Here is a 12,802-nt window from a genome sequence, read left to right as displayed (position 1 = left end):
TTTCAGGGGGTGGGTCAAGCGGGGAAGTCGCTGGCGGACGCGGTGTCCGCGGCGGCGTCGAGGGTCGCCTGCAGCGCCTGGACCTTCGCGCTGGCGTAGGCGTGGGAGTCCGAACCGAGGATCAGGCGCAGCGAACCGTCGCCGCCGACGACCTTCTCGATCATGCGGCGGGCGCCGCGGACCGGGTCGCCGAGCTGGTTGCCCTGCAGCTTCAGGTGGTTCTCGACCATCTCGCGGATCTCGGGGTAGGCCGGAGTGGTGTTCTCGGGCAGCGCGAGCGAGTCGGTGGTGAGGAAGTCGGTGCGGAAGTAACCGGGCTCCACGATGGTGACGCCGACGCCGAAGCCCGCGACCTCACCGGCGAGCGCCTCGCTCAGGCCCTCCAGCGCGTACTTGCCGGCGCAGTAGAGCGCCCAGCCCGGCACCGAGGTCAGGCCGAGGACCGAGGAGACGTTGACGACGTGACCACCGCGCTGCTCGCGCAGGATCGGCAACGCGGCGCGCAGCACGTTCCACACGCCCACGACCTGGACGTCGAGCATGTCCCGCACGTCGCGGTCGCCGGTCTCCTCGACGGCGGCCAGGAAGCCGTACCCGGCGTTGTTGACGACGACGTCCAGCCCGCCGAAGCGGTCGGTCGTCTGCTGAACGGCCTGCGCCACAGCGGCTTCGTCGCGCAGGTCGACGGTCAGCGGCAGCAGGCGGGTCGTGTCGGTGCCGAGTGCCGCGAGGAGGCGTTCGGTCGAGCGGGTCGTCGCGGCGACGTTGTCACCCCGCTCCAGCAACTGCCTGACGAGTTCGAGGCCCAGGCCGCGGGACGTGCCGGTGACGAACCAGGTGGCGGGGCAGTCGGTCGGAAAGCTCATGGGAAGAAGCCTGGCGCAGCGAACAGTCCAGTTGGGACGCATCTCAGGCCCTGTGCGACCTCGGACGCGGCAACCTAGGACTCAGAGGTCCAGTTGTAATTCCCGCGACTGCGCGACAATGGACGTCATGGCCAGTCTCAACCGCGAACTCGCCGACTTCCTGCGGCGCGCACGCAGCCAGGTCGACCCGTCCCGCGCCGGCCTGCCCTCCGACGGCAGGGTCCGCCGGGTCAAGGGGTTGCGGCGCGAGGAGGTCGCCCTGCTCGCCGGCGTGTCCACGGACTACTACGCCCGGCTTGAGCAGGGCAGGCGCATCACGCCCTCGGCGGCCGTGGTCGAGGCGATCGGCCGTGCCCTCGAACTCGACGAGGCCGGGCGCACCCACCTGCGCGACCTCATCGGGCTGCCCGCCGGTCCCGCCCCACGCCGGCCGAGCAGCGTGCAGCGCGTGCGGCCGGGCCTCTACCAGCTCATCGACGCGCTCGACGGCGAACCGGCGCTGATCCTCGGCCGCCGCACCGACGTGCTCGCCGCGAACCGGATGGCGAAGGCGTTGTTCGCCGACTTCGACCAGATCCCGCCCAAGGAGCGCAACTACGCGCGCTGGATCTTCCTCGACGACGACGCGCGGTCGTTGTTCGTCGACTGGCACGACCAGGCCCGCGCGGCCGTCGAGAGCCTGCGCTTCGAGGTGGGCAGGGATCCCGCCGACACCGCCACGACCGCGCTCGTGAGCGAGCTCCGTGAACGCAGCCGCGACTTCGACCAGTGGTGGGAGCAGCACCGCGTGCACCAGCGCACCTACGGCTCCAAGCGGCTGCGCCACCCGCTCGTCGGCGAACTCACCGTCGAGTACGAATCCCTCGCGCTGCCAGGCGATCCGGACACGATGCTGTACGTCTACAGCACCGCGCCCGACTCGCCGTCGAGGCAGGCCATGGACATCCTGGCCAGTTGGACGGCCGGTGCGCGGCCGAGCCCTGTGGCCGAACCGGAGTCCTGACTAGTCGCTGAACCGGCCGTCGAGGTCTCCCTCCGGCAGGACCTCGGTCGAGTTGTGCTCGCGGACGATCCGCCAGCCCGCCGGCCTCCGCCGCCACACCAACGAGGTCGTGGTGCGGATGTCCGAGGTGGCGTCGGGCGTGACGATCCTGGCCACGAACCTCAGCGTGGACGCGGCCAGGTCGTCACCGGCGAGCACGTGCGGGCCGTCGTCCACGGCGTGGTGCGCGGACACCATCTCGCGGAAGGCGGGCTCCCAGATCGCGCCGTACGCGGCGGCGGTCGTCGCCACCCGGTGCTCGGGGTCGAAGTCGTCGTAGAGGCGGAGATCCGACTCCCAGTCGTAGAACTCGCCGAGAACGCGCCGGAAGTCGAACGGCGCGTCCCCCGCACGGCGGTCCCAGCCGAACACCCATCGTTCGTGCAGCTCCGCGATCACCTGTTCCGCTGTCATGATCCCGACGCTAGGACTCCGGCGGAGTTCCAGACAGGGTGTGCGACACCTACCGAGTCCGGTGGCGTTCGAGCACGCAAGCGTTCCGTTGCACCGCGCAGCTTCACAGGCCGCTCAGGCGCAGCGTCCTGGCCACGACGGGGTGGGTGTGGTCGAGCCCGTAGCGGTGGCGGTAGACCGCCGAGGTGACCTGGCGCAGGTCCTCGCCGGCGATCGGCGGGGTGCGCGGCCGGTCGAGGTCGGCGGCCATGAGGAGCATCGGGTGGGCGTCGTTGCCGTGCGGCGGGAGGTAGCCGTTCGCGGGCAGCAGGACCGCGCCGAGCCTGACGTAGAACGTGATGCGGCGCCGCCGGACCAGTTCCTCTTCGGCGGTGATGCCGTGTTCGGCGGGATCCTCGACGTCGAACACGATCCGCGTGCGGCCGGTGAGAGCGGCCCGCAGCGACGTCCAGAGGCGTTCGCCGAGCCCCCGGCCGCGTTCGCCGACGACGAAGTAGCGCAAGAACACCCACCCGGTGTCGCCGAGGTCGCGCAGCACCGCGAGGCCGCGCGGTGCGTCGTCGACGAGCACCAGAGCGCGGTCGGTCAGCAGGTTCTCGAACGGCGCGCGGAGGCGCGGGTCGAACCCGTCCTCGTAGATCTCCCGCACGCGGCCGAGCTGGGCCGCGCTCAGCGACCGCGCCTCGACGAGCTTCACCGGAACCTCCCTCCGACCATGGTCCGCAGCACCTCGATGTCCTTGATCCGGTCCGTGGTGGCCGGGTTGTCGGAGAGGACCACCAGGTCGGCCAGCTTGCCCACGGTGATCGTGCCCTTCAGATGGTCCTGTTTGGACGCGTATGCCGACCCGTACGTGAAGGCGCGCAACGCGTCTAAACCGGTGATCGCCTCGTCCGGGTTGAACGGCGCGCCGGACGCCGTGCGCTGGTGGACCATGTCGTGCATGCCGAGCAGCGGCGCGCCGCTGACCACCGGACGGTCGGAGCTGCCGGGCAGCACGATCCCGGCCTCCAGCAACGACCTCTGGCGGTACGCGAACGCGGAGCGGTCCTGGCCGAGCGCGCGGAGCATGCCGTCGCCGATCTCGTTGACGAACCTGCCCTGCGGCACCGGGATCACCCCCAGCGCCCTCGCCCGCGCGACCTGGTCGGGCCGGGAGACGCCGAAGTGCTCGACGCGATGCCTCGGGTCGGCGCGCGGGAACGACCGCTGGGCCTGCTCGTAGGCGTCCAGCACCAGGTCGATCGCGGCGTCGCCGATCGCGTGCGTCGCGACCCGCCAACCTGCCTGATGTGCCGCCACGATCGTGTCGGTGAGGGCTTCTGGCGCACCTTGCAGGTAGCCCCGGTTGCCGGGGGTGTCGGCGAAGTCGTGGCACATCGCGGCGGTGTGGCCGATCAGGGACCCGTCGGAGAACACCTTGACCGGGCCGATGCTCAGCCAGTCGTCGCCGAACCCGGTCCGGATGCCCAGATCGAGCCCGAGGCCGAGTTCCGTGATGGGGTGCAGCGCGTCGGCCGCGACCATCAGCTCGACCCGCACGTGCAGCTTCCCTTGCTCGCGGGCGCGTTGGTAGGCCTCCAGCTCGACCGGGCTCTTGCCGATCCAGCCGCCGCCGATGCCCGCCTCGACGCAGCTGGTGACGCCTTCGCGCAGGTACTGCCGCCCGGCCCTGTCGATCGCGTCCACGAGCGTGTCGACCGGGTACGGCAGCACCAGCGGGTTGATCAGCTGCTGCGCCTGTTCCTGCAGCAGGCCGGTCGGACGGCCGGTCTCGTCGGTCACCACGAGTCCGCCGTCGACCTCCACGGCGTGGTCGGAGAGGCCGAGTTCGGCGAGCACGGGGGTGTTGACCACGCACATGTGCCCGGACGTGTGCTTGATCCACACCTTGCGGCCGCGCGCCACGCGGTCGAGGCCGTCGCGGGTGGGGTGACCGCCGCACTTGTTCTGGTCGTAGCCGGAACCGACGACCCACTCCCCGTCCGGCGCCGCCTCGACCGCCGCGTACAGTGCGTCCAGGCTCTCGACCCGGCAGTCCACTTCGGACAGCGTAAGCCCGTACCAGGCCATGTGGTTGTGCGCGTCGTGGAACCCCGGCGTGACGGTGGCGCCGTCGAGGTCGACCACCTGACGCGCGGGCACCTCGTCGAGCGCCACGATGCGATCACCGAGGACGGCCACCGCGGTCGCGGGCCCGTCCAGCGTCACGAACGTCGCGTTGGTGAGCAGCAGGTCGGCCTCTAGCACTTCAGCTCCTCGAAGACCTCGCGGTACCAGTCGCTCCAGGGCGCGGGCCGTCCCGTCTCGCGGTCGACCTTCACGATCACCCGGTGACCGCTGGCGTAGTGGCCGCAACGGAACCCGTACCGCGCGCTCGTCGTGCCGATCTCCTCGGCGACGATCTCCACCGGCAGCGGGCCCGGCGCGGTGAACGCCGCGTGGAACTCGACCCGCATCTCCTTCACGACGTAGTGCAGGTCCGGGTCGCGGTCGCCGTACGCCGCCCACTCCTTGCCGAGCCGTTCGAACAACGCCGACTGCGCGCGTTCGACGTGCACGGCGAACCGCGCGTTGTGCAGGGTGCCGTTGAGGTCGAGCTCGTCGAAGAACACCGGGCTGTCCCAGGTGAAGCTCACCGCAGCAGCTCCTTCGCGACCCGTTCGGACGGCGTGCGCGGGAGGTCGTCGCGGAACTCCCAGAACCGGGGCACCTTGAACGACGCCAGCCGGTCCGCGCAGAACTCCTCCAGCTCCGGCGCGGTCACGTCGCCGACGACGAACGCCTTGACCTCCTCGCCGCGCAGCTCGTCCGGCACGCCGACCACCGCCGCCAGCCGCACCAGCGGATGGCTCAGCAGGACCTCCTCGACCTCGTGCGCGGCGACGTTCTCCCCGCTGCGCCGGATCACGTCCTTGGTGCGGCCCTGCAGGTAGACGCGCCCGTCGTCGATCCGCGCGAGGTCGCCGGTGCGGAACCAGCCGTCGGGGAACACGTCCGGCAGGCCGTCGTAGCCGTCCATCATGCCGGGGCCGCGCAGCCACAGCTCGCCGTCGACGACCTTCGCCTCGCGGTGCGCGGCGGGCAGGCCGAGGCAGCCGGTGCCGACGAACTCGTCGTGGTCGGCGTCGGTGATCCGGATGTCCGCACCGGTCTCCGTCATGCCGAACGCCTCGAACCAGCCGACGCCCCACCGTTCTTCGAGCTCGCGGTGCAGTGCGGGCGGGATCCCCGAGGCCTGCACGACCCGCACGCGGTGGTCGCGGTCGGACGGATCCGGCGGCATGCGCAGCAGCAACGCGGGCATCGCGCCCAGGCAGTAGAAGTAGGTGACGCGGTGCTCGCGGACCTTCGCCCAGAAGACCGACGGGTGGAAGCCGTCCAGCACCACCAGTTCGGCGCCGGCGAGCAGCGCGGCCACGACGTTCCACTGTGGATCGATGTAGTGGAACGGTTGCGCGGTCAGCATCACGTCGTGCTCGGTCAGCCTCGGGAAGTGGTCGACGAGACTGCGCGCCAACGTGAGCCAGTACTCGTGGGAGAGCACGCAGCCCTTGGGCTTGCCGGTCGTGCCCGAGGTGTACTGAACGTTGGCCGGCGCCGTGACGTCCTCCTGCACGAAACCCGGTGTGGGCGTCAGGTCGTAGTGGGTGTTGGGTGCGCCGACGGATTCCAGCAGCGGCCGGAACTCCTCGGTGCTCACCGCCGCCACCACACCCGACGAGCGCAGCAGGTGGTCCGCGTCGACCGCGCGGTACCTGACGTTGACCGGGACCATCGTGGCACCGAGCTTCATCAGCGCGAACCACGTCAGCGGGAACTCGGGCACGTTGCGCAGTAGCACCGCGACCCGGTCACCCGCCCTGATCCCGTTGTCGCGCAAGGTCTGCGCGTAGCCCGACGACAGGTCGTCGATCTCGGCGAAGGTGTAGCGCCGTCCGGGGTCGAAGGTCCATGCGATCCGACCGGGCCACCGCCGCGCCGCCTGGCGCAGCGCCTCGACGAGGTCAGCCATGGCGGTACTCCCCCGACAGGCTGGTGAGGATCGCGTGGTCGACCTCCGTCGCCAGCGCCTGCTCCAGGCCGGCGTCCAGACCGAGGTCGAGGACCCGCTTGGCGAGACTCGCCGCGGTCGGGGGCTGCGCGGCGATCCGGTCCGCCAGCTCCAGCGCCACCTTCTCGTGCTCTCCGGCGGGCGTCACGCGGTTGATGAGCCCGAGTTCGGCCGCACGATGAGCGGGCACGTGGTCACCGAGGAGCAGCAACTCCTTCGCTCGGGCGAGGCCGACGAGCTTGGGCAGCAGGGCGGAGATACCGCCGGTGACGCTCAGCCCGACCCCGACCTCGGGGAAGCCGAACTTCGCGCCCTCGTCGGCGACGACCAGGTCGCATCCCAGGGCGAACTCGCAGCCCGCGCCGAGCGCGTACCCGTGCACGGCCGCGATCACGACACCGGGGAACCGCCTGATCCGCCTGGTCACCTCCTGGATGGCTTCGAGGCGCAGCCGGGTCTGCTCGACGGTCTCGACCGGTGCGGGCTCCTTCAGGTCGTGCCCGGCGCAGAACGCCCGGCCCCGCCCGGCCAGCACGACCACGCGCGCCTCGCGGGCCTGGTCGAGCGCCCCGAGCAGGGCCTCCACCAGCTCCGGCACCACGGCGTTCAGGCGTTCCGGCCGGTTCAGGCGCACCAGCGCGACACCGTTCCGGCACTCGTACTCGACTACCACCCGAATCCCTTCGATCGATCGATCGATTGAGTCCGACCGTAGGAGTCGGCTACCGTCCCGGTCAAGAGAGCGAGGACCACATGAGCACCGAAGAACGCGTGCGGCGGGCGGCGGTCGAACTGTTCGCGGCACGCGGGTTCCACGGCACCGGCATCCGCGACCTCGCCCAGGCGGCGGGCCTGTCGTCGGCGACGCTGTACCACTACATGGGCACCAAGGAGGACCTGCTCGCCGAGATCATGCGCACCAGCCTCACGCGCCTGATCGAGGCCGCCGAGCAGGTGATCTCCGCCACGGACGACCCGGTGGAACGGCTCACGGGCCTCGTCGAGATGCACGTCCGGGCGCACGCCGAGCAGCAGTTGGAGACGCTCGTCGTAGACGGCGAGATGCGCGCGCTGACCGGCCCTCGGCGCGAGGAGGTCGTGGCGTTGCGCGACCGCTACGAGCAGTTCTGGCAGGACGCGATCGCGTCGCTGGACGTGGACGCGCCCCAGGTGGCCCGGCTCGCGATGCTGGAGATGTGCAGCGGCGTGTCCCGCTGGTACTCCCCCAAGGGCGCGCTCTCGCTGGACGATCTCGCATCCCGGTACGCGGGGATGGCGCTGGGCATGCTCGGCGTGCGCCAGTAGGCTCGTCGGTGCCGACGGTTCACCCCGGTCCTCCCCGGACCGAGGTGAGGCAAGAGGGAACCCGGTGTGAGTCCGGGACTGCCCCGCAGCGGTGAGTGGGAACGAAAGCCGTCACACAGCACTGGACCGACAGGTCTGGGAAGCGACGGCCGGTAGGAGCGTGTCAGGCGCCCACGAGTCCGAAGACCTGCCGACGGTCCGCGCGCCACCCGGTGCGCGGTGCACCGGTGCCTCTCGGGCGGGCCACGGGCGCGGCTGCTTCGTGCTGCCCCGCGCTGCCTCGGGAGATTCCGGTGCGTTCCGCACGCTCGCGAGGAGAGAGCTTGTGACCACCATCGGCAGTACCGTTCTCGGCTACCCGCGCATCGGGCCGAAACGCGAACTCAAGCGCGCCGTCGAGCAGTACTGGGCGGGCAGGATCGACGAGGCCGCTCTTCAGGAGACCGCCCGTCAGTTGCGTGCACAGACGTGGACCGAACTGCGCGACTCCGGCCTGGACTCCGTTCCGGGCAACACGTTCTCGTTCTACGACCAGGTCCTGGACACCGCCGCCCTGTTCGGCGCGATCCCGCAGCGGTTCCACGACCTCGGTCTGTCCCCTGTGGACACCTACTTCGCCGCGGCACGGGGTAGGGACGGCGCGGTCGCGCTGGAGCTGACCAAGTGGTTCGACACCAACTACCACTACCTGGTGCCGGAACTGGGCCCGGACACCGCGTTCGCACTGGCGGGCGACAAGCCGATCGCGGAGTTCCGCGAGGCCCGCGAGCTCGGCGTCACGACGCGACCGGTGCTGCTCGGCCCGGTGACGTTCCTGCTGCTGGCCAAGTCCGTCGTCCCCGGTTTCGACCCGCTGGCGCTGCTTCCCGGCCTGCTCGACGCCTACACCGAACTGCTGGCCCGGCTGCGCGCGGAGGGTGCGGAGTGGGTGCAGCTCGACGAGCCCGCGTTCGCCGCCGACCGGTCCCCCGCCGAACTGGACGCGCTGCGCAGCGCGTACCGGACGCTCGGCGGACTGCCTGGACGCCCGCGGCTGCTGGTCACGGGCTACTACGGCAGCCTCGGCCCGGCGTTCGAGATCCTGGCGCACAGCCCGGTCGAGGCGCTCGCGGTCGACCTGGTCGCCGGTGGTGACGTGCCCACGCTTCCCGCGTTGCGGGACAAGACGCTGGTCGCCGGTGTGGTCGACGGCCGCAACGTGTGGCGCACCGACCTGCGCGCCGCACTGGCGAAGGTCGCCTCGCTGCTCGGCTCGGCCGGCACCGTCGCGGTGTCGACCTCGTCGACGTTGCTGCACGTGCCGTACGACCTCGACGCCGAGACCGGCCTGGACCAAGACGTGCGCGACCGGCTCGCGTTCGCCCGCCAGAAGGTCCGCGAGGTCGTGCTGCTCGGCAAGGCCCTGCGCGACGGCGTCGACGGCGAGTGGGCGGACGAGGCGGCCCGGTTCCTGCCGTCGCCGCGCCAGGACGACGAGGTCCGCACCCGTGTCGCCACATTGCGCCCCGAGCACCACACCCGCGTGGCCTACGAAGAACGCGCCGGTGCGCAACAGGAGCTGTTGGGACTGCCCAGGCTGGCGACGACCACGATCGGCTCGTTCCCCCAGACCGCCGAGATCCGCAAGGCGCGCAAGGAGCTCCGCGGCACCGATCCCGCCGCCTACGAGCAGCGGATGCGCGAGGAGATCGCGCGGGTGATCGACCTGCAGGAGGACATCGGCCTCGACGTCCTCGTGCACGGCGAACCCGAACGCAACGACATGGTGCAGTACTTCGCCGAGCACCTCGACGGCTTCGCCTCGACCGAACACGGCTGGGTGCAGTCCTACGGTTCCCGGTGCGTGCGGCCGCCGATCATCCACGGCGACGTGTCCCGTCCCGCCCCCATCACGGTGGGCTGGAGCTCCTACGCCCAGTCGCTGACCTCCAAGCCGGTCAAGGGAATGCTCACCGGCCCCATCACGATCCTGGCGTGGTCGTTCGTCCGCGACGACCAGCCGCTCGCCGACACGGCGTTCCAGGTCGGCCTGGCGCTGCGGGACGAGATCCACGACCTGGAGGCGGCCGGCATCCGGATCGTGCAGGTCGACGAACCCGCGCTGCGCGAACTGCTCCCGTTGCGCGAGGCCGACCAGCAGTCCTACTTGGACTGGTCGGTGGCCGCGTTCCGGCTCGCGACCTCGGGAGCCTCGCCGGCCACGCAGATCCACACCCACCTGTGCTACTCGGAGTTCGGCGAGGTGATCGGCGCGATCGACGGTCTCGACGCCGACGTCACCACCATCGAGGCCGCCCGCTCGAAGATGGAGGTGCTGGCAGATCTCCAGGAGGCGGGCTTCAGCCGTGGCGTCGGGCCGGGCGTCTACGACATCCACTCGCCGCGCGTGCCGTCGGTCGACGAGGCCGCCGGTCTGCTGGCCGAGGCCGTCCGCGCGGTGCCAGGTGAACGGCTGTGGGTCAACCCCGACTGCGGCCTGAAGACCCGCGGCTACGCCGAGGTGGAGCCCGCGTTGCGCAACCTCGTCGCCGCCACCCGCCGCATCAGGGAGCAGCTGACGTGACACCGAAGTCCCCTGCCGCGTCCAGCATGACGTTGTCGCAGATCATGGACGACCACGACACGAACCTGATGGGCACCGTCCACGGCGGCGTGCTGATGAAGCTCGTCGACTCGCTCGCCGGCGTGGTGTCCGCACGCCACTCGGAGGGCCCGTCGGTCACCGTGGCCGTCGACGAGATGGTGTTCCGCGTCCCGGTGCGCGTGGGTGACGTCCTGCACCTGCACGCCCAGGTCAACTGGGCGGGCTCGACGTCGATGGAGGTCGGCGTGCGGGCGCTGGCCGACCGGTGGGACCGCTCGGTGCCGCCCGTGCACGTCGCCTCGGCCTACGTCGTGCTCGTGGCGGTGGACGACACCGGAACGCCTCGTGCCGTTCCCCCGGTCCTGCCGGAGACCGACGACGACCGCAGGCGGTTCGGAGAGGCGCAGATCCGGCGCGCGCACCGGCTCGCCCGGCGCACGGCGATCGAGAGTTCGCGGAGGAGGACGGCCTGACGGCGAGGGGGGAGGTGACCCGGTCACCTCCCCCCGTCCACAGTGGACGTACCGTCACACGGCCGGCACCACTTCGGGTCGTCGCAGCAGCACCAGGGCCAGGTTCACGGCCGCGGCGGCACCGGCGACGGCGGCGAGCGGGGCGACCATGCCCGGCATCGCCCAGGTCCCGAGCAGGGCGCCCGCCAGCGCCGCGCCGATCGCCACCACGACTCCCCTGCGCCGGACCGATCGCGCCCACTCGGGACGGACCCACGCCAGGTAGGCGCCGAGACCGATCAGCACACCGGTTCCGGGAACGATCGCCGTGGCACTCAGGACGAAGTCGTCCGGGTTGATCGTCCACACCACCAGCACGCCCAGGAACCAGCCGCCCAGGCCGAGCGGAAGCGCCGTCAGGGCACGGATCCAAGCGCCCGCCCTGGAGCTGTACCCACCACGACGACGTGCGGAACGGGCGAGCAGTCCGAGCACCGCCAGGCCGAGGAGCGCGCCACCGACGGCCACGCCGACGAGGAGCTTGGCGACCGTGGACATGCTCAGCGGCACGTCGTCGAAGGCGACCGGCCGGGCGTCGAAGCGCGAGCTGTCGACCTGTCCGGTGGCGTAGAAGGTGGTGAGCAGGTGCCGGCCCGCCTCCGGGCGGTGTTCCCAGAAGTCGTACGTGTGGCCGAGGCCCGCGAGGACGACCTGCTTGCCACGCGACAACGACGGGAGCAGATCCTTGGTGGCGAACTGGGACGGGGTCGAGAGGTCGACCTCACCGCTGATGACCAGCGTTTCGACGTCGCTCGGCCGCATGGTGCGGTACTCGGCGTTGTCGGGGCTGTCCGGCCACACCTTCGCGACGCCCGACGGGCCGGCCCAGAGGAAGTCGGTGGAGGCGTTGCCGAGGATCGAGCCGTGGTCGCCGCCGTTGTCGTAGTACCGCTGGTTGGCGGGCGCGTCGATCATGGCGAACGAGGCGAACTCGCCCCACACGAGCGAGTCCGGCAGGGTCATGTCCCCCAGCACGGACATCGCCCACAGCGCACCGGTGTCGCCGCTGAGGTAGGCGTCGAGCACGGTCGGCGCGCTGTTCGGTGCCTGCGCCCTTCCGTTGTGGTGCATGGCGTACTGGCTCAGGACGCGGACGTTCGTGTCCTTGATGGCCAGTGGTCCCCAGCTGTCCGGGAGGTCGGTGGCGACGTCGCGGATCGAGGCCGCGAGGTCCGGGGTGCGGGCGGAGCAGGCGGCGTCGGCGCGGCACAGGGCGGTGTACTGGCCGAACTGGGAGTCGGTGGTGGCCGGGTCCCAGAACAGGTGGCCCGGTGTGTTGACCGACAGCATCACGGACCGCTGCAGCGCTTCGGGGTGGCGCCACGAGTAGATCATCGCGGTGCGGGTGCCTGCGCTGGTGCTGAACAGGTTGATCCGCTCGTGGCCCAGCGCCGTGCGGGCGGCCTCGATGTCGTCGATCCGCTGGGCGATGGAGTACCCGGTGAGGTCGACGCCGTCCTCGGTCAGGCGCTTGGCGCACAGCTCGAACGCCTTGGCGGTGGCGGGCAGGGTCTTCGCGTCAGCGATCCCGTCGCCCGCACGCATGGAAAGGGCGACCTCGGGGCAGTCCAGGCGACGTGATCCGTCGATGCCGCGGTATCCGACGAGCACGACGTCGCTCTCGCCGGTGAGCCTGCTCGCCTGGGGGAAGTTCAGGTTCGTGGCACCGGGACCGCCACCCAGCCGGAAGACCGGCACGCCCGGATTCGGCGTGGTGGCGCGGATCCTGGTCACCGGCAACGCGATCAGGTCGGAGGCGGGGTCGCGGCGGTTCTCCGGCACCACGAGCGTGCCGCAGTCGGCGGCGAGGGCGCCCGCCTCGGTGTCGTACTCACAGGGTCGCATCGTCAGCGAGCCGGGTGCCGCCCCGTCCGGCACGGTCGTCGTCCGCTCCGGGAGCACGGCCAGGGTGGCCAGTCCGAGCAGGACGGCGCCGGTGAGTCCGAGGGCGACCACCCGGCGGGAAGGCTTGATCGAAGGCATGCACAGAACCTAGGAATTCCGGGGCCGCCGATCTTCCCCGCC

General features: G+C 71.1%; 12 protein-coding genes and 1 riboswitch. Of the genes, 4 read left to right on the top strand and 8 right to left on the bottom strand.

What is annotated here, in order from left to right; translation table 11 throughout:
• Positions 1-14 precede the first annotated feature (14 nt).
• On the bottom strand, positions 15-866 hold the full coding sequence (locus ACFWN2_RS02120; RefSeq protein ID WP_382424268.1) for an SDR family oxidoreductase: 852 nt from the start codon (positions 864-866) through the stop codon (positions 15-17).
• A 127-nt stretch (positions 867-993) separates the two neighbouring features.
• On the opposite strand from ACFWN2_RS02120, the gene ACFWN2_RS02115 reads away from it, so the two are divergent.
• The gene (locus ACFWN2_RS02115) at positions 994-1,869 is read left to right on the top strand and encodes a helix-turn-helix domain-containing protein (protein WP_382424267.1); all 876 of its coding nucleotides are present in this window, start codon (positions 994-996) and stop codon (positions 1,867-1,869) included.
• Here ACFWN2_RS02115 and ACFWN2_RS02110 read toward each other — a convergent pair whose 3' ends face one another.
• From ACFWN2_RS02110 to ACFWN2_RS02085, 6 genes are all read right to left on the bottom strand, one after another.
• Complete coding sequence (locus ACFWN2_RS02110; RefSeq protein WP_382424265.1) at positions 1,870-2,322, bottom strand: nuclear transport factor 2 family protein; 453 nt, start codon at positions 2,320-2,322, stop codon at positions 1,870-1,872.
• A 103-nt stretch (positions 2,323-2,425) separates the two neighbouring features.
• The gene (locus ACFWN2_RS02105; protein ID WP_382424263.1) at positions 2,426-3,019 is read right to left on the bottom strand and encodes a hypothetical protein; all 594 of its coding nucleotides are present in this window, start codon (positions 3,017-3,019) and stop codon (positions 2,426-2,428) included.
• Positions 3,016-4,572: an amidohydrolase gene (locus ACFWN2_RS02100; RefSeq protein WP_382424261.1), complete on the bottom strand. Its 1,557-nt coding sequence runs from the start codon at positions 4,570-4,572 to the stop codon at positions 3,016-3,018. The genes ACFWN2_RS02105 and ACFWN2_RS02100 overlap by 4 nt, the downstream gene beginning before the upstream one ends.
• Entirely contained in the window at positions 4,566-4,961 is a 396-nt protein-coding gene (locus ACFWN2_RS02095) for an acyl-CoA thioesterase (protein WP_382424259.1), read from the bottom strand. The genes ACFWN2_RS02100 and ACFWN2_RS02095 overlap by 7 nt, the downstream gene beginning before the upstream one ends.
• Positions 4,958-6,337 (bottom strand): AMP-binding protein, encoded by a 1,380-nt coding sequence (locus ACFWN2_RS02090; protein ID WP_382424258.1) that lies wholly within the window; start codon positions 6,335-6,337, stop codon positions 4,958-4,960. The genes ACFWN2_RS02095 and ACFWN2_RS02090 overlap by 4 nt, the downstream gene beginning before the upstream one ends.
• Complete coding sequence (locus ACFWN2_RS02085; protein ID WP_382424256.1) at positions 6,330-7,049, bottom strand: enoyl-CoA hydratase/isomerase family protein; 720 nt, start codon at positions 7,047-7,049, stop codon at positions 6,330-6,332. Before ACFWN2_RS02085 ends, ACFWN2_RS02090 begins: the two co-directional genes overlap by 8 nt.
• An 80-nt stretch (positions 7,050-7,129) precedes the next feature.
• Here ACFWN2_RS02085 and ACFWN2_RS02080 point away from each other — a divergent pair, with 80 nt between their 5' ends.
• The 3 genes from ACFWN2_RS02080 to ACFWN2_RS02070 all read left to right on the top strand — a co-directional run bounded on the left by ACFWN2_RS02080 (position 7,130) and on the right by ACFWN2_RS02070 (position 10,738).
• Positions 7,130-7,681, top strand: a complete 552-nt coding sequence (locus ACFWN2_RS02080) for a TetR/AcrR family transcriptional regulator (protein WP_382424254.1) — start codon at positions 7,130-7,132, stop codon at positions 7,679-7,681.
• A 25-nt stretch (positions 7,682-7,706) separates the two neighbouring features.
• Positions 7,707-7,874, top strand: a riboswitch (cobalamin riboswitch).
• 132 nt (positions 7,875-8,006) lie between these two features.
• Positions 8,007-10,244: a 5-methyltetrahydropteroyltriglutamate--homocysteine S-methyltransferase gene (gene metE, locus ACFWN2_RS02075; protein WP_382424252.1), complete on the top strand. Its 2,238-nt coding sequence runs from the start codon at positions 8,007-8,009 to the stop codon at positions 10,242-10,244.
• Positions 10,241-10,738: an acyl-CoA thioesterase gene (locus ACFWN2_RS02070; RefSeq protein WP_382424251.1), complete on the top strand. Its 498-nt coding sequence runs from the start codon at positions 10,241-10,243 to the stop codon at positions 10,736-10,738. Before metE ends, ACFWN2_RS02070 begins: the two co-directional genes overlap by 4 nt.
• 54 nt (positions 10,739-10,792) lie before the next feature.
• Here ACFWN2_RS02070 and ACFWN2_RS02065 read toward each other — a convergent pair whose 3' ends face one another.
• The gene (locus ACFWN2_RS02065) at positions 10,793-12,760 is read right to left on the bottom strand and encodes an alpha/beta fold hydrolase (RefSeq protein ID WP_382424249.1); all 1,968 of its coding nucleotides are present in this window, start codon (positions 12,758-12,760) and stop codon (positions 10,793-10,795) included.
• Positions 12,761-12,802: the final 42 nt, after the last annotated feature.

The sequence above is a fragment of the Lentzea sp. NPDC058436 genome, from assembly GCF_042721515.1.
Lineage (GTDB): Bacteria > Actinomycetota > Actinomycetes > Mycobacteriales > Pseudonocardiaceae > Lentzea.
Note: the sequence above shows the minus strand (reverse complement) of the source record. Positions and strands in the feature narration are given on the sequence as shown.